The following is a 14,753-nucleotide window of genomic DNA, read 5'->3' on the forward strand; positions in this document are numbered from 1 at the left end:
TGCCTCCGGCTCTGTCGATGTTCATGGCTTGGGGCGGCGCAGCTCCGGGATGAGGCGGCCGCGATGGGCTGTCAGTCCCTTCTGCCAGCATGCTGCCGTGACAGACACACGTGATCAGCGTCCCGACGAAGCCACTCTCGACTTCCTGCGCTCCGTGTTCCCGCCGGAATGGCGCGAGCCGGGGCTCGGGCATGAAGCCGTAGCGGAGTGGGAGCAGGAGAACGGGGTGGTCCTGCCGGAGCCGTACAGGACCTTCATCGCGGAGGTCAGCAACGGGTCGCGCCTGGGCCCCGCTGGCGATGGCGGTCTTCAGCCGCTCGGCCGGCTGCCCGACACGTGGCCCGACCTCGGCCCGCGGCAGCCAGGGGAACCGTTCCCTCTGGAGGCAGCTTGGGGCTGGGAGGACGATGAGAGTGTCGGCCCCGAGGACCCACGGATCGACGCCGTGTTCAACAAGGGGTCCATTGTTCTCGGGTCCGAGGACGGGCAGTCGTTCTGGCTTCTGCTGACCACCGGCCCCCGCCGCGGCGAGGTGTGGATGGTCGCCGACGTCGGCGCCGTCCCGGCGCCCGGCGACCAGGCATGGGGCTTCGAGGAGTGGGTGCGGCGTTGGCACACCGGCGACGACTGGTGGGACTGATCGCTCCGTCCTGCACAGTCGTGGGTTGCGGACTGTTCGAATCCTTGGTGCCTCCCGAAGTGGTGAACATCTGCTGTCCGTTCTCATGGACAGAGCCACCTGCCGTGGGGCACTCCCGAGGGCCGCACTTGCGACCGCTGGAGCTTGGACTGGTGGGGTGCAATGAGCCCAGATCAACCCACGGCTCGTATCGGGCCCCGCCTCAGTGTCCCTCAGCGGAGTGCGCTGTTGGCCGGGGCCCATGAGCGCCGACTCGAATTTGCGCATGCGCAGCAGCGAGACGCCCGAGTTTGGCGCGCCTGGCAGGGCGGTTGCTGTCCCGCCTGGGAGAAGCCGACCAATGTAATTCTCCCAGATTTCTCCCAAACGATCTCCGGAAACCCGTCAGGGGCCTGATCCACTGGGTGGATCAGGCCCCTGACCTGGTACTACGGCGTCGGGGTGGCGGGATTTGAACCCACGGCCTCTTCGTCCCGAACGAAGCGCGCTGCCAAGCTGCGCTACACCCCGATGTCACTGCTTGTCGCGGCGACGACGCTTACTTTAGCCCACTGGTGGCCGGAGACGAAATCCGGTTTTGTGGCGGCGGCGGACGGGGTTCGGGCGGGTGTGGTCCAGGGCGACCAGGAGGACGGCCAGGGCGTAGAAGGAGAGACCGAGGAGGAGGGCGTTGGCGAGGGTGCCCTTGTAGCCGTGCTGGTCGACGTCGAGGAAGGGGTAGAGGTAGCGGGCCGGGGTGTCGGGGAGGAGTAGCTCGGCGCGGGCCAGGGAGAAGGCCAGGTAGGCCAGGGGGTAGAGCATCCAGGTCGTGGCCTGGCGCAGGTGCAGGCGGCCGGGGGCGGTCAGGAGGAGCCAGTCCACGAGCGCGCCTAGTGGGGCCGCTGTGTGGAGGAGCTGGAGGGTGGCCCACTGGGCGTGCCAGCGCGCCGGGGGTGCCGTCGCGTCGGTCATGAGGAACGGGGGCGTGATGTGGGCCAGGAGCAGGTGGTGGACCCCGGCTGTGATCGTCACGTAGAGGAGCGCGGCGCCTGTTGTCGATGACGGCAGGGGGCGGCCGGCCGTCCACGCGCGGTGGGCCGAGGCTGTGAAGATCAGCGCCAGCAGGATGTTGCTCTGCACGCTGAAGTAGCTCAGGGTCCGCGCCGGGCTGCCCAGCAGCAGCTCCAGGGTGACGCCCGCCGTCGCCAGCAGGGCGACCAGCAGGCGGAAGATCGCGGTCAGGGGGCGGCGTACCGGGGGTACGACCGCCGCGGCCGGGACGGGGGAGAGCGGCAGGGCGGGCGTACCCGGGATCGGCGGGAGGTCCGGGATGTCCCTCGGTATCGGAGGCGTCGGACGTATCGGAGGTGTCGAGGCCGTCATGCCCTCACGCTAAGCAGGGCTGACAAAAGGGGCGATCCGGGCGGATCCGGGTGGGTTACCCCGGTGGACCGGGGAGGGGACCCGTTCCCGCCCTACTCCCTGCCCACCAACGTCAGCAGCGTCGCCTCCGGCGGACAAGCGAACCGCACCGGCGTGTACCGGTTCGTCCCGCACCCCGCCGACACGTGCAGGTACGAGGTACGGCCCTCCGCCGTATGTGTGGACAGCCCCTTCACCCGCTCCGTGTCGAGGTCGCAGTTGGTGACCAGGGCGCCGTAGAAGGGGATGCACAGCTGGCCGCCATGGGTGTGGCCGGCCAGGATCAGGGGGTAGCCGTCGGCCGCGTACGCGTCCAGTACGCGCAGGTACGGGGCGTGCACCACGCCCATGGAGAAGTCGGCCGACGCCGAGGGGCCGCCGGCGACCCGGGCGTAGCGGTCGCGCTTGATGTGGGGGTCGTCGAGGCCGGTCAGCTCCACCGAGACGCCCTCGATCTTCAGCTCGCCCCGGGTGTTGGTCAGGTTCAGCCAGCCCGCCGCGTCGAAGCCGTCCCGGAGGTCTTCCCAGGGGTTGTGGACCGCGCCCACCACCGGCGGGTTGCCGTTCAGGCCGTGCCGGCCGCTGGTCTTCTCCAGCAGGTAGCGGGCGGGGTTGCGGAGCTTGGGGCCGTAGTAGTCGTTGGAGCCGAAGACATACGCGCCCGGGAACTCCATGAGGGGGCCGAGCGCGTCCAGGACCTCCGGCACGCCCTCCGGGTCCGAGAGGTTGTCGCCCGTGTTGATCACGAAGTCGGGGCGCAGGCCCGCCAGCGAGCGCAGCCAGCGCTGCTTCTTGCGCTGGTCGCGGACCATGTGGATGTCGGAGACCTGGAGCACGCGCAGCGGGCGCATGCCCGGGGGCAGGACGGGCACCGTCACCCGGCGGAGGCGGAAGGAGCGGACCTCGAAGCCCGCCGCATACACCAGACCGGCGGCGCCGGCCGCCACGATTCCCAGGGGTACTCCGTATCGCGCGCGCATACGCCCATCGTGTCAGACCCTGACGGGGCGTCGAGACCGGCCGCCCGGTAAATCGGCGGGCGTTCGCGCCGCCGCACCTGCGACAATCGAGCCATGACCACCACGCTCAAGTCGAAGCTACACGACGACCTCAACGCCGCGATCAAGAAGCGCGACGAGCTCCGCTCCTCGACGCTCCGGCTGACGCTCGCCGCGATCACCAAGGAGGAGGTCGCGGGCAAGGAGAAGCGCGAGCTCTCCGACGACGAGGTCCAGAAGGTGATCGCCAAGGAGGCCAAGAAGCGCCGGGAGGCGGCGGAGGCCTTCGCGCAGGGTGGTCGTGCCGAGCAGGCCGAGCGGGAGAAGGCGGAGGGCGAGGTGCTCGCCGAGTACCTGCCCAAGCAGCTGTCCGACGAGGAGCTGAACGCGATCGTGGCCCAGGCCGTGCAGGAGGCCAGGGCGGCCGGTGCCGAGGGGCCGCGGGCCATGGGCGCCGTGATGAAGATCGTGAACCCGAAGGTGGCCGGCCAGGCCGAGGGCGGCCGGGTCGCCGCGGCGGTCAAGAAGCTGCTCGCCAGCTGAGCGCAGGCAGTACGGCGGCGGGGCCGCACTACCGGTCAGGAGTGCGGCCCCGCTGAATCCAGGAGTGCGGCCCCGCCGCATCACCGGGCCAGGGCCGGGCGGTCGGCTCAGCCCCGCTGACCCCCGTTCCCGTTCCCGTTGTTCCCCCCGTTCGCCTGCCCCTGGATGAAGTTGTCCGGGAAGGAGAAGGTGGGCGTCGGGAAGCCGGTGTTGTCGCCCGTCGCACCGCCGTCCGTCAGCCCCCCGATGATCCCGCCGTTGTCGTCCCCGTTGCGGTCGTCGTCGCCCTTCCCGTCGCCCTTGCCCCTGTCGTCGTCCGGGATGTCGACGAGGTTGAAGCTCGGGGCGTCCTTGCCGGCCAGGGCGCCGGTCATGGCGTCCTTCCAGATGGGGCCGGGGACCTGACCGCCGTAGACGAGGTCGTTGTAGCGGCCGCCGATGGTGATGTTGACCATCTTCACGTTCTGCTTGGCGCTGCCGACCCAGACCGCGCCGGCGAGGTTGGGCGTGTAGCCGACGAACCAGGCGTTCTTCCGCTCGTCCGTCGTACCCGTCTTACCGGCGCTCTCGCGGTCGCCGAGGCCGGCCTGCTGGCCCGTACCGGAGTCGATCACGCCGCGCAGCAGGGTGTTGACCGTGTCGGCGGTCTTCTCGCTCATCGCGCGCGAGCAGGTCGACCTGGGAACCTCCAGGGACTTCTGCCGGTCGCCGTCCTTCTGGGTGATCGACTCGATGGCGACCGGTGTGCAGTACATGCCACGGGCGGCGAAGGTGGCGTACGCGTTGGCCATCGTCAGCGGGGACAGGCCGATCGCGCCGAGGGCGATGGAGGGGCGCTCCGGGAGCTTGTCGCCGTTGCCCTGCACCACGTGCAGCGCGTGGGTCATCTTCTGCACCGGGCACAGCCCGATGTCGGAGATGAGCTGCACGAAGTAGGTGTTGACGGACTTCGCCATCGCCTCCTTCATGCGGTACGGGCCGACCTCGGACTCGCTCTCGTTCTCCACCGTGTACGCGTGGTCGTTGATCCACGGCTTGCTGCTGCAGGTCTGGACGGGGCTCGGGTAGTCCATCTTGAACGGCGACGAGTACTCCTGCGTCGCGGGCTTGCCGCCCTCCAGGGCGGCCGCGGCCACGAACGGCTTGAAGGTCGAACCGGTCGGGAAGCCGAAGTTCGAGCCGCCCATGTCGTGGTTGACGGAGTAGTTGTACTCGGTCTCGTTCTTGCCGTAGCCGTACGGCTTCGACTGGCCCATCGCGAGGATCTTGCCGGTGCCGGGCTCCACCAGGGTGGCGGCCGCGGCGACCCGGTCCGACTTGTAGACGTGGTCCTTGAGCGAGGCCCGGACCGACTCCTGGGCCTGCGGGTCGAGGGTCGTACGGATCGTCAGCCCGCCCTTGTTCCAGAGCCTGGCGCGAGCCTCCCTCGTCTTGCCGAAGACCGGGTCGCTGAGGAAGACGTTCTCGACGTACTTGCAGAAGAAGGACGCCCCCTTGGAGGCGGTGATGCAGCCGTTCTTCGGCTGTCTGACGTGCAGCCCGAGCGGGGCCTCCTTGGCCTTGTCGGCCTCCGCCCGCGAGATGTCGCCGACCTCGGTCATGCGCTGGAGGACGGTGTTGCGCCGCTTGGTGGCCTCGGCCTCGTCGTTGACCGGGTCGTACCGGCTCGGGGACTGGACGATGCCCGCGAGGAGGGCGGCCTCCTGGAGGTTGAGGTCCTTGGCGTGCTTGGAGAAGTAGCGCTGGGAGGCGGCCTCGACGCCATAGGCCTGCTCGCCGAAGAAGGTGATGTTCAGGTAGTTCTCGAGGATCTTCTTCTTGCCGAGTTTGTCCTCGATCTGGATCGCGTACTTCAGCTCGCGGATCTTGCGGCCCAGCGTCTGCTGGGTGGCCTGCGCGACCTTCGTCGGGTCGTCGCCGGCCTCCTCGATGAAGTAGTTCTTCACCAGCTGCTGGGTGAGCGTGGAGGCGCCCTGGGCGACCCCGCCGCTCTGCGCGTTCTTGTTCAGGGCGCGCAGGACGCCCTTCAGGTCGATCGCGCCGTGCTGGTAGAAGCGGGAGTCCTCGATCGCGACGATCGCCTTCTGCATGTAAGGCGAGATGTCCTTGAGGTCCACCACCGTACGATCCCGGGAGTACACCGAAGCGATCTTGTGGCCCGCGCTGTCCAGGATGGTGGTGCGCTGGCTCAGCTGCGGGCTCTTGAGGTTGGCCGGGATGTCGTCGAAGCCCTGGACCGAGCCCTTGGCCGCGAGTCCGAGCGCGCCGGCCGCGGGCAGCGCGATACCGGCCATCACCGCTCCCGCGAGCACACTGACACCGAGGAACTTGACGGCCTGCTGCGTCGCCGACAGACCACCGCCCGAGCGCTTCTTTGGCATGAGGGCAGCCTAATCCGTAGTGATGAGCGTTCCGGCGGAGCGGGTGCTTCTCGGAATGTTCGAGTGCCGGATCGTGACATCCGGGACAGCCGGGCCTGCGACGCCCCGACGTGGACGGGCGCGCGGTCCTGGTGCTTGTGGTGGCGGCGGTCAGGTGACCGGCGAAGACGTCTTGCCGGACCGAACGCCAACGCGTGGCACCGGTGACTCCACGACCGCGCCGTGTTCGCAGGGCTCGTCCCGGGAACTCGACGGCATGACAACGTGAGGCGTCTACGTTCTCATTCGCCGGACACGCGTGAAGGCCTTGGCCTAAGCTGCTCGCAACTGTCACAGCAGTGCGGCCACGTATCAATACGTCCGGCGACCCCGAATCGTTCCGGAAGCAGCCCAACTTTTTTCGGGCAGCGTGTTGGCGGCGTGTCCGAATCCGCCTTGTGTGTCACCCGGCGTCCGTTGTGGCGCTCCACAGCTGTCCCGGTTTGCCGGGATGATCACGCATGTCGCCAGCTCACTCCCGCGGGTGATCTGCCGCTTACCCATAGTCCGTTCGGGCCATTCAAGATTGGGCCCGAAGGGGGTGTTGCGCTGTGCCCACCTTCCGTAACGTCCTCAACTGGCGGCGGTGAATATGCCGCTGCCGCCGTGGGGGAGCCTCGATTCGGGAGAGGACGGCGCCGGTATGGGCTGGGTAACCGACTGGAGTGCGCAGGCTGCCTGCCGCACTACTGATCCGGATGAACTGTTCGTTCAGGGAGCAGCGCAGAACAGGGCCAAGGCGGTGTGCACCGGATGCCCGGTACGCACCGAATGCCTGGCCGACGCGCTGGACAACCGCGTCGAGTTCGGCGTGTGGGGAGGCATGACGGAGCGCGAGCGCCGCGCACTGCTGCGCAGGCGGCCCACGGTGACCTCCTGGCGCAGGCTCCTGGAGACCGCCCGCTCGGAGTACGAGCGGGGAACGGGGATCGTGCCCCTCGACAACGACGAGGTGTACGAGAACTACGCGGCCGTGAGCTAGGGCCTGTCCGGCGGATCATGCCGCAGACGCGGGGTTCGGCACGCCCTCCCCCACTCTCGGCTTTCGCCGAGCGGGCGGTGCCCCACCGGCGTTGTCGTCGGTTGCCGATGCTCCGCATCGACGCCCTGCCCCGCCTTGCAGCTGGACGCACCAGACCCCGCTCACCAGCATCGATGAGGCACCGCCCGTTTCCTGCGACCTGATCCGTCGGAAAGGACCTGGCCGCAGAGGCTCAGGAAGGCCTCAGATGCTCAGGAAAGCTCCGGCCGGCCGGCCGCCAGCCGGTCGCCGATGTCCCGCAGCCCCGCGAGGTCGTGCACGTCGCCGGGCAGCGCGGCCACTTCGACCACCGCCACCTCGGGGTGGAGCGTGGTGAAACGGTCACGCGTGCGCTGCTCGCGGGAGAGCAGCCGCATGCGCTCGGCGTGCAGCCTCAGCAGGCCTGCGGCGAGCCGGTCGACAGGCGAATCCGCCGAGGGGGATTCCGCCGGGGACGATTCCGCCGCGGGAGATTCCGGCGCGGGTGACGCTGACGCGGGAGATTCTGAACTGTCGTACGTGTCGGGAGAGTTACGAAGTCCAGCTTTCCCGTCCCCCTGATCCACAATGCGGGGCTCTTCAAGATTTTCCGCTGCGGCGAGCGCCCGCTCGGCCGACAGCCGGCCGGCGCCGCTGCCGTGGACCCGGTTGAGCACCAGCCCGACCAGCGGCATGTCCTCCGCGGCCAGCCGCTGGACGAAGTACGCGGCCTCGCGCAGCGCGTCCCGCTCGGGAGCCGCCACCACCAGGAACGCCGTGCCGGGCGCCTGCAGCAGCTTGTACGTGGCGTCCGCGCGTGTGCGGAAACCGCCGAAGGTGGTGTCCATCGCGGCCACGAACGTCTGCACGTCCTTCAGCAGCTGACCGCCCAGCAGTTTGCCCAGCGTGCCGGTCATCATCGACATGCCGACGTTCAGGAACTTCATCCCCGCGCGCCCACCCAGCTTCGCCGGGGCCGTCAGCAGCCGGATCAGCCGGCCGTCCAGGAAGGACCCGAGCCGCTTCGGCGCGTCCAGGAAGTCCAGCGCGGAGCGCGACGGCGGCGTGTCGACCACGATGAGGTCCCACTCGTCCCTCGCCCGCAGCTGCCCCAGCTTCTCCATCGCCATGTACTCCTGCGTGCCCGCGAAGCCCGCCGAGAGCGACTGGTAGAAGGGGTTGGCCAGGATCACTGCCGCCCGCTCCGGGTCCGCGTGCGCCTCGACGATCTCGTCGAATGTGCGCTTCATGTCGAGCATCATGGCGTGCAGCTCGCCGTCGCCCTCGGTGCCCTTCACCCGACGCGGCACGTTGTCCAGTGAGTCGATGCCCATGGACTGGGCCAGCCGGCGCGCCGGGTCGATGGTGAGGACGACCACCTTGCGGCCCCGCTCGGCGGCACGCAGCCCCAGCGCCGCCGCGGTCGTGGTCTTCCCGACCCCGCCGGAGCCGCAGCACACCACGATCCGGGTCTTCGGGTCGTCGATCAGCGGATCGACGTCGAGCACGCGCGCGGGGGAGAGGTGGTGGCGGGCGCTGTCCTGCGCGTGGGTCGGGTCCGGACTCATGACATCCCCTGATTCCGCAGCTCGGTGGCGAGTTCGTACAGGCCCGCGAGGTCCATGCCCTCGGCGAGCAGGGGCAGCTCGTGCAGCGGCAGGCCCAGCTCGCCCAGGACCGCCCGCTGCTCCTCCTCCAGTGCGTACCGCTCGGCGTACTCGGCGGCCTGCTCCAGGAGCGGATCCACCAGCCGCTCGGCGTTGCCGCCCCTGCGCGCCCCGCCCAGCCCGGCGGCGGACAGCGACTGGGCGACGGCGGCGCGCGGCACGGTCCGTACGAGGTCCAGGTCGGCCGCGTCCAGCACCGCGGGCCGGACCATGTTCACGACGACCCGGCCCACCGGCAGCCGGGCCGCGCGCAGTTCGGCGATCCCGTCCGCGGTCTCCTGGACGGGCATCTCCTCGAGGAGCGTCACCAGATGAACGGCCGTCTCGGGCGACTTCAGCACCCGCATCACGGCCTGCGCCTGATTGTGTATCGGGCCGATCTTGGCGAGCCCGGCGACCTCGTCGTTGACGTTGAGGAAGCGCGTGATGCGCCCGGTCGGCGGCGCGTCCATGACGACGTAGTCGTACGCGAACCGCCCGCTCCTGTCCTTGCGCCGCACCGCCTCGCACGCCTTGCCGGTGAGGAGTACGTCCCTCAGGCCCGGCGCGATGGTGGTGGCGAAGTCGATGGCGCCGAGCTTCTTCAGGGCTCTGCCGGCCCCGCCCAGCTTGTAGAACATCTGGAGGTAGTCCAGAAGGGCCAGTTCGGGGTCGATGGCGAGGGCGTACACCTCCCCGCCCCCTGGAGCGACGGCGATCTTCCGCTCCTCATAGGGCAGCGCCTCCGTTTCGAAGAGCTGCGCGATGCCCTGCCGGCCCTCGACCTCGACGAGAAGCGTCCGCTTCCCCTCGGTCGCGAGGGCCAGCGCTAGGGCGGCGGCGACCGTCGTCTTTCCGGTCCCGCCCTTGCCGCTGACGACCTGGAGCCTGCTCACGTCTTCGAGCCTAACCAGTCCGCCCGCGGGCTACGCGGGAGGCTGTGGATAACAGCGGCTACAGTCGGCCACATGACCAAGTGGGAATACGCAACCGTGCCGCTGCTCGTCCATGCCACGAAGCAGATTCTGGACACCTGGGGCGAGGACGGCTGGGAGCTCGTCCAGGTCGTGCCCGGGCCGAACAACCCCGAACAGCTCGTGGCCTACCTGAAGCGGGAGAAGCAGTAATGAGCGCCGTCGAGGACAGGCTGGCCGAACTCGGCCTGACCCTGCCGGGGGTCGTGCCGCCGCTGGCCGCCTACCAGCCCGCCGTGCAGTCCGGCGTGTACGTCTACACCTCCGGCCAGCTGCCGATGGTGGACGGCAAGCTCCCGGTCACCGGCAAGGTCGGCGGCGAGGTCACCGCGGAGGAGGCCAAGGAACTGGCCCGTACCTGCGCGCTGAACGCGCTGGCCGCCGTGAAGTCCGTCGCAGGCGACCTGGACCGCGTCGCGCGCGTGGTGAAGGTAGTGGGCTTCGTCGCCTCGGCCGCCGACTTCACGGGCCAGCCGGGTGTCGTCAACGGTGCCAGCGAGTTGCTCGGCGAGGTCCTCGGCGACAAGGGCGTGCACGCGCGCAGCGCGGTGGGCGTCGCCGTGCTGCCGCTGGACGCGCCGGTAGAGGTCGAGGTCCAGGTGGAGCTGGTGCAGTAGCCCCGCTGACCTCGGGCACCTCTCGAACATTCGCGCGCCACGGGATAGCCTCGCGCCCATGGCGAATGGGCAGTGGTACCCCCCGGAGTGGCCGGAACGCATCCGTGCGCTCGCGGACGGCACCCTCACGCCGGTGCTCCCGCGGCGCGCGGCCACGGTGATGCTCCTGAGGGACATGCCCGCCGGCCCCGCCGTGCACATGCTGCGCAGACGCGCCTCCATGGCCTTCGCCGGAGGCGCGTACGCGTATCCCGGCGGCGGTGTGGACCCGCGCGACGACGACCGCGACATCCGCTGGGCGGGGCCCTCGCGCGCGTGGTGGGCCGACCGGCTCGGCGTCGACGAGACCGGGGCCCAGGCGATCGTCTGCGCGGCCGTGCGGGAGACGTACGAGGAGGCGGGCGTCCTGCTCGCCGGACCCGCCCCCGACTCGGTCGTCGGCGACACCACCGGTGCCGACTGGGAGGCGGACCGCGCCTCCCTGGTCGCCCGTGAGCTGTCCTTCGCCGAGTTCCTCGACCGCCGCGGCCTGGTCCTGCGCTCCGACCTGCTGGGCGCCTGGGCCCGGTGGATCACCCCGGAGTTCGAGGCCCGCCGCTACGACACCTGGTTCTTCGTGGCGGCCCTCCCCGAGGGGCAGCGCACCCGGAACGCCTCCACGGAGGCCGACCGCACGGTGTGGATCCGGCCCGCGGAGGCGGCGGCCCGGTACGACAAGGGTGAGCTGCTGATGATGCCGCCCACCATCGCCACTCTGCGCGAGCTGTCCCCGTACGGCACCGCCGCCGAGGCGCTCGCCGCCGCGCCCGCGCGCGATATGACGCCCGTCCTCGCCCGGGCCCGCCTGGTGGACGGCGAGATCGTCCTGTCCTGGCCCGGCCACGACGAGTTCACCAAGCACATCCCGACGACGACCGGGGGAGGCCCCGCATGACCCACGCAGCAGCCCTGCCCGGCCAGCCCCGGGGCGGGGTTCTGACCGGCCCGGCCACCGAACGGGCCGTCAACGTCCTGGCGCCCAACGCCTCCGCGATGACCCTGGACGGCACGAACACCTGGATCGTCTCCGAGCCCGGCTCCGACCGGGCCGTGGTCATAGACCCGGGCCCCCTGGACGACGGCCACCTGCGCGCGGTCGTCGACACCGCCGAGAAGGCCGGCAAGCGCGTCGCCCTCACCCTGCTCACCCACGGCCACCCCGACCACGCCGACGGCGCCGCCCGCTTCGCCGAGCTGACCGGCACCAAGGTGCGTGCGCTGGACCCGGCGTTGCGGCTCGGTGACGAGGGCCTGGCCGCCGGGGACGTGATCACGGTCGGCGGCCTGGAGCTGAGGGTCGTACCGACCCCCGGTCACACCGCGGACTCCCTGTGCTTCCACCTCCCGGCCGACCGGGCCGTCCTGACCGGCGACACCGTCCTCGGTCGCGGTACGACGGTCGTGGCGCACCCCGACGGCCGCCTGGGCGACTATCTGGACTCACTGCGGCGCCTGAGGTCCCTCGCGGTCGACGACGGCGTCCACACGGTCCTGCCGGGTCACGGGCCGGTCCTGGAGGACGCCCAGGGCGCCGTCGAGTTCTACCTCGCCCACCGGGCCCACCGCCTCGCCCAGGTGGAGACGGCCGTCGAGGACGGCTACCGCACCCCCGCCCAGGTCGTGGCCCACGTCTACGCCGACGTGGACCGCTCCCTGTGGCCGGCGGCGGAGCTGTCGGTGCGGGCGCAGATGGACTATCTCCAGGAGCACGGGCTCATCCAGTAGTCCGCCTCGGCTGGTCCGGCCTCGGCGCCTTGACGCCGTGCACGCGCGCGTACTCCTCGACCAGCCAGGGCCCGAGGTCGTCGAGGTACGCGCGCAGGACGGCGGCGTCACCTACGGGTTCGTACCCGTACTCGGCCGCCGCGCGCAGCTGTGCCGCCCGCTGCGGGTAGTACGCGCCGAACACCTCGGCCATCTCCCGCAGATCGCTGGTCCAGCCCTGCCAGCGGGGCATGACGAGGGTGCAGGCGGTGCGGACGAGGTGGCGTGACATGAAGCGCACGAGCGGCCGCCGGGCCTCCTCGAGGTTCCCGGCGCCCGCGATCCGCTCCCGCCAGCGGGGCAGGAACAGCGCGAGGTCGCCGTTGGTCTCGCGGGCCAGCAGCGAGTCGGGCCGGTAGCGGGGCAGGTGCGCGGCGAGGTCCTCACCGAGCAGCGGGGTGCACAGGCAGGCGACGAACCACCCCAAGTCGTACGTCTCCAGGTCACTGAGCAGCCGCCCCCGGCCGAACAGCAGGGTCCCCGCACCGTCGATCTGCCGGAACTCCTCGTCGAGCGCCGCTCCGAGGACCCGGGCCGCATCCCGGTCCGCGTCCGTGGGCTCCTCCCGCAGGGCGACCAGCAGATCGAGATCACTGCGCCCCACGCGCGCGGTGCCGCGCGGAACCGACCCGTAGAGGTAGGCGCTGTGCATGCGCGCCCCGAAGGCGTCCAGGAGGCGGTCGCGGGCGGCGGCCACGACCGGGCGGAAGGCGGGCGGCACGCGGGCGAGGGACCCTTCGCGCTCGATGAAGCCCTGCGCGTCGAGACCGTGGGGGTCCGGAGGTTCGGCCATTCGCGCGCTGTGCCCGGCCGGGGCCCGCCGGGGCACGTGATTTACGGCCGCGGCGCCCCCGGGGGTCACCGCCGGCGGAACGGGCCCCGCCGCACGGCAGGGGCCTCGCCCAGGTCGGAGTGCGCTCAGCGCGACCGCTTCGCCAGCCGCTCCACGTCCAGCAGGATCACGGCCCGCGCCTCCAGGCGGAGCCACCCGCGCTGGGCGAAGTCCGCCAGTGCCTTGTTCACGGTCTCGCGCGAGGCGCCGACGAGCTGGGCCAGTTCTTCCTGCGTCAGGTCGTGCACCACGTGGATGCCCTCCTCCGACTGCACGCCGAAGCGGCGGGAGAGGTCCAGCAGGGCGCGTGCCACGCGGCCGGGGACATCGGAGAAGACCAGGTCGGACATGGCGTCGTTGGTCTTGCGCAGGCGGCGCGCGACGGCCCGCAGCAGGGCGCCGGCCACCTCGGGACGCGCGTTCAGCCAGGGCTGCAGGTCGCCGTGGCCGAGACCGAGCAGCTTGACCTCGGTCAGCGCGGTCGCGGTCGCCGTACGCGGGCCCGGGTCGAACAGCGACAGTTCGCCGATGAGCTCGCCGGGGCCGACGACGGCCAGCATGTTCTCGCGCCCGTCGGGCGAGGTGCGGTGCAGCTTGACCTTGCCCTCGGTGACGACGTAGAGCCGGTCACCGGGGTCGCCTTCGTGGAAGAGCGAGTCACCGCGCGCGAGGGTCACCTCACTCATGGAGGCGCGGAGCTCCGCGGCCTGCTCGTCGTCGAGCGCCGCGAAGAGCGGGTTGCGCCGCAGAACGTCGTCCACGAGTTCTCTCCCTTGTCGACCTGCTCAGGGGATCTTGCTCCCCCGCGTGCCAGGGGACCGTGTTCCCCATTTTGCCGGACGGTCCAAACAGTGTGATCTATCACAAGGATGCCGCACACATGTCCCGAGGTACGCGGCAGGGGTCCGATCGGGGGCCGATCTTCCGGGTCCGGGGCGGATGTCGGTGCCGGGCTTTAGGCTGGCCGGGTGTCCAAATCGCGGGTGAGAGCACAGGCAAAGGGGGCTTAGCGGGTGGTTGTACGTCGCGATTCCGCTCTGGGCGAACAAGGAGCGGGCAATAGTAGGAAAACAGTGAAAGCAGCTAAAAAGGTACCTGTGGACGAGACGCGCACCGCCCTCGTCCGCAGGGCCCGCCGCATCAATCGCGAGCTCGCCGAGGTCTACCCGTACGCGCATCCGGAACTGGACTTCGAGAACCCCTTCCAGCTGCTGGTCGCCACGGTCCTGTCCGCCCAGACCACGGACCTGAGGGTCAACCAGACCACGCCCGCCCTCTTCGCCAAGTACCCCACCCCCGAGGACCTGGCCGCCGCGAACCCGGAGGAGGTCGAGGAGATCCTCCGCCCCTGCGGTTTCTTCCGGGCCAAGACCAAGTCGGTGACAGGGCTGTCCCAGGCCCTGGTCGAGCAGTTCGGCGGCGAGGTCCCCGGGAAGCTGGAGGACCTCGTCAAGCTGCCCGGCGTCGGCCGCAAGACCGCCTTCGTGGTCCTCGGCAACGCCTTCGGGCGGCCCGGCATCACCGTGGACACCCACTTCCAGCGGCTGGTGCGGCGCTGGCGGTGGACCGACGAGACCGAGCCCGACAAGATCGAGACCGCGGTCGGCGCGCTGTTCCCGAAGAGCGAGTGGACGATGCTCTCCCACCACGTGATCTTCCACGGCCGCCGCATCTGCCACGCCCGCAAGCCCGCCTGCGGCGCCTGCCCCATCGCCCCGCTCTGCCCGGCGTACGGCGAGGGCGAGACCGACCCGGAGAAGGCCAAGAAGCTCCTGAAGTACGAGAAGGGCGGCTTCCCCGGCCAGCGCCTGAAGCCCCCGCAGGCCTACCTCGACGCGGGCGGCAGGCCGGCGCCCCCGCTGGGGGCCGCATGACGGAA

15 protein-coding genes and 1 tRNA gene are annotated in these 14,753 nt (G+C 70.5%); 8 read left to right on the forward strand and 8 right to left on the reverse strand.

From position 1 onward, the window contains the following. The first annotated feature begins 97 nt into the window (after nt 1-97). Nucleotides 98-640 carry an SMI1/KNR4 family protein gene (locus ACIBBH_RS27150; RefSeq protein WP_399408903.1) on the forward strand — a complete coding sequence of 181 codons (543 nt, stop codon included), beginning with the start codon at nt 98-100 and terminating at the stop codon, nt 638-640. Between the two features lie 436 nt (nt 641-1,076). Here the strand turns inward: ACIBBH_RS27150 and ACIBBH_RS27155 are convergent. The 3 genes from ACIBBH_RS27155 to ACIBBH_RS27165 all read right to left on the reverse strand — a co-directional run bounded on the left by ACIBBH_RS27155 (nt 1,077) and on the right by ACIBBH_RS27165 (nt 3,021). After that, nucleotides 1,077-1,150: transfer RNA gene (locus tag ACIBBH_RS27155), tRNA-Pro, on the reverse strand. Between the two features lie 33 nt (nt 1,151-1,183). Continuing rightward, nucleotides 1,184-2,002, reverse strand: a complete 819-nt coding sequence (locus tag ACIBBH_RS27160; RefSeq protein WP_399408904.1) for a Pr6Pr family membrane protein — start codon at nt 2,000-2,002, stop codon at nt 1,184-1,186. A gap of 92 nt (nt 2,003-2,094) precedes the next feature. Then, nucleotides 2,095-3,021: a metallophosphoesterase gene (locus ACIBBH_RS27165; protein WP_399408906.1), complete on the reverse strand. Its 927-nt coding sequence runs from the start codon at nt 3,019-3,021 to the stop codon at nt 2,095-2,097. 93 nt (nt 3,022-3,114) lie between these two features. Between ACIBBH_RS27165 and ACIBBH_RS27170 the strand changes: the two genes are divergently transcribed. Then, the gene (locus ACIBBH_RS27170) at nt 3,115-3,582 is read left to right on the forward strand and encodes a GatB/YqeY domain-containing protein (protein ID WP_399408908.1); all 468 of its coding nucleotides are present in this window, start codon (nt 3,115-3,117) and stop codon (nt 3,580-3,582) included. Between the two features lie 107 nt (nt 3,583-3,689). On the opposite strand, the gene ACIBBH_RS27175 is transcribed toward ACIBBH_RS27170, so the two are convergent. After that, nucleotides 3,690-5,963, reverse strand: coding sequence for a transglycosylase domain-containing protein (locus tag ACIBBH_RS27175; protein WP_399408910.1), 2,274 nt, complete (start codon nt 5,961-5,963; stop codon nt 3,690-3,692). A 682-nt stretch (nt 5,964-6,645) separates the two neighbouring features. On the opposite strand from ACIBBH_RS27175, the gene wblA reads away from it, so the two are divergent. Continuing rightward, complete coding sequence (wblA, locus tag ACIBBH_RS27180) at nt 6,646-6,984, forward strand: transcriptional regulator WblA (RefSeq protein WP_063777071.1); 339 nt, start codon at nt 6,646-6,648, stop codon at nt 6,982-6,984. A 251-nt stretch (nt 6,985-7,235) separates the two neighbouring features. On the opposite strand, the gene ACIBBH_RS27185 is transcribed toward wblA, so the two are convergent. Then, nucleotides 7,236-8,570: an ArsA family ATPase gene (locus tag ACIBBH_RS27185; protein ID WP_399408912.1), complete on the reverse strand. Its 1,335-nt coding sequence runs from the start codon at nt 8,568-8,570 to the stop codon at nt 7,236-7,238. Continuing rightward, nucleotides 8,567-9,544 carry an ArsA family ATPase gene (locus ACIBBH_RS27190; protein WP_399408914.1) on the reverse strand — a complete coding sequence of 326 codons (978 nt, stop codon included), beginning with the start codon at nt 9,542-9,544 and terminating at the stop codon, nt 8,567-8,569. The genes ACIBBH_RS27185 and ACIBBH_RS27190 overlap by 4 nt, the downstream gene beginning before the upstream one ends. A gap of 72 nt (nt 9,545-9,616) precedes the next feature. Here ACIBBH_RS27190 and ACIBBH_RS27195 point away from each other — a divergent pair, with 72 nt between their 5' ends. From ACIBBH_RS27195 to ACIBBH_RS27210, 4 genes are read left to right on the forward strand one after another with little or no spacing between them, the layout of a single operon-like run. Further along, nucleotides 9,617-9,775, forward strand: coding sequence for a DUF4177 domain-containing protein (locus tag ACIBBH_RS27195; protein ID WP_003991873.1), 159 nt, complete (start codon nt 9,617-9,619; stop codon nt 9,773-9,775). Continuing rightward, complete coding sequence (locus ACIBBH_RS27200; protein ID WP_399408916.1) at nt 9,775-10,239, forward strand: RidA family protein; 465 nt, start codon at nt 9,775-9,777, stop codon at nt 10,237-10,239. The genes ACIBBH_RS27195 and ACIBBH_RS27200 overlap by 1 nt, the downstream gene beginning before the upstream one ends. Before the next feature lie 58 nt (nt 10,240-10,297). Next, on the forward strand, nt 10,298-11,173 hold the full coding sequence (locus ACIBBH_RS27205) for an NUDIX hydrolase (protein WP_399408918.1): 876 nt from the start codon (nt 10,298-10,300) through the stop codon (nt 11,171-11,173). After that, a complete protein-coding gene (locus ACIBBH_RS27210) occupies nt 11,170-12,003 on the forward strand; it encodes an MBL fold metallo-hydrolase (RefSeq protein WP_399408920.1) in 834 nt (277 codons plus the stop codon). Before ACIBBH_RS27205 ends, ACIBBH_RS27210 begins: the two co-directional genes overlap by 4 nt. Here the strand turns inward: ACIBBH_RS27210 and ACIBBH_RS27215 are convergent. Then, complete coding sequence (locus ACIBBH_RS27215) at nt 11,993-12,835, reverse strand: nucleotidyltransferase domain-containing protein (protein ID WP_399408922.1); 843 nt, start codon at nt 12,833-12,835, stop codon at nt 11,993-11,995. The two genes, ACIBBH_RS27210 and ACIBBH_RS27215, sit on opposite strands and share 11 nt — an antisense overlap. Nucleotides 12,836-12,960: 125 nt before the next feature. Next, nucleotides 12,961-13,635 carry a Crp/Fnr family transcriptional regulator gene (locus tag ACIBBH_RS27220; RefSeq protein WP_014674022.1) on the reverse strand — a complete coding sequence of 225 codons (675 nt, stop codon included), beginning with the start codon at nt 13,633-13,635 and terminating at the stop codon, nt 12,961-12,963. Between the two features lie 312 nt (nt 13,636-13,947). On the opposite strand from ACIBBH_RS27220, the gene nth reads away from it, so the two are divergent. After that, the gene (gene nth / locus ACIBBH_RS27225) at nt 13,948-14,748 is read left to right on the forward strand and encodes an endonuclease III (RefSeq protein ID WP_399408924.1); all 801 of its coding nucleotides are present in this window, start codon (nt 13,948-13,950) and stop codon (nt 14,746-14,748) included. Nucleotides 14,749-14,753 lie beyond the last annotated feature (5 nt).

This window comes from Streptomyces sp. NPDC051636 (assembly GCF_044453765.1).
Taxonomy (GTDB): domain Bacteria; phylum Actinomycetota; class Actinomycetes; order Streptomycetales; family Streptomycetaceae; genus Streptomyces.

Coding starts and splice junctions, on each gene's coding strand:
- ACIBBH_RS27160 (WP_399408904.1), bottom strand. CDS start 2,002: ATGACGGCCTCGACACCTCCGATACGTCCGACGCCTCCGATACCGAGG.
- ACIBBH_RS27165 (WP_399408906.1), bottom strand. CDS start 3,021: ATGCGCGCGCGATACGGAGTACCCCTGGGAATCGTGGCGGCCGGCGCC.
- ACIBBH_RS27170 (WP_399408908.1), top strand. CDS start 3,115: ATGACCACCACGCTCAAGTCGAAGCTACACGACGACCTCAACGCCGCG.
- ACIBBH_RS27175 (WP_399408910.1), bottom strand. CDS start 5,963: ATGCCAAAGAAGCGCTCGGGCGGTGGTCTGTCGGCGACGCAGCAGGCC.
- wblA (WP_063777071.1), top strand. CDS start 6,646: ATGGGCTGGGTAACCGACTGGAGTGCGCAGGCTGCCTGCCGCACTACT.
- ACIBBH_RS27185 (WP_399408912.1), bottom strand. CDS start 8,570: ATGAGTCCGGACCCGACCCACGCGCAGGACAGCGCCCGCCACCACCTC.
- ACIBBH_RS27195 (WP_003991873.1), top strand. CDS start 9,617: ATGACCAAGTGGGAATACGCAACCGTGCCGCTGCTCGTCCATGCCACG.
- ACIBBH_RS27200 (WP_399408916.1), top strand. CDS start 9,775: ATGAGCGCCGTCGAGGACAGGCTGGCCGAACTCGGCCTGACCCTGCCG.
- ACIBBH_RS27205 (WP_399408918.1), top strand. CDS start 10,298: ATGGCGAATGGGCAGTGGTACCCCCCGGAGTGGCCGGAACGCATCCGT.
- ACIBBH_RS27210 (WP_399408920.1), top strand. CDS start 11,170: ATGACCCACGCAGCAGCCCTGCCCGGCCAGCCCCGGGGCGGGGTTCTG.
- ACIBBH_RS27215 (WP_399408922.1), bottom strand. CDS start 12,835: ATGGCCGAACCTCCGGACCCCCACGGTCTCGACGCGCAGGGCTTCATC.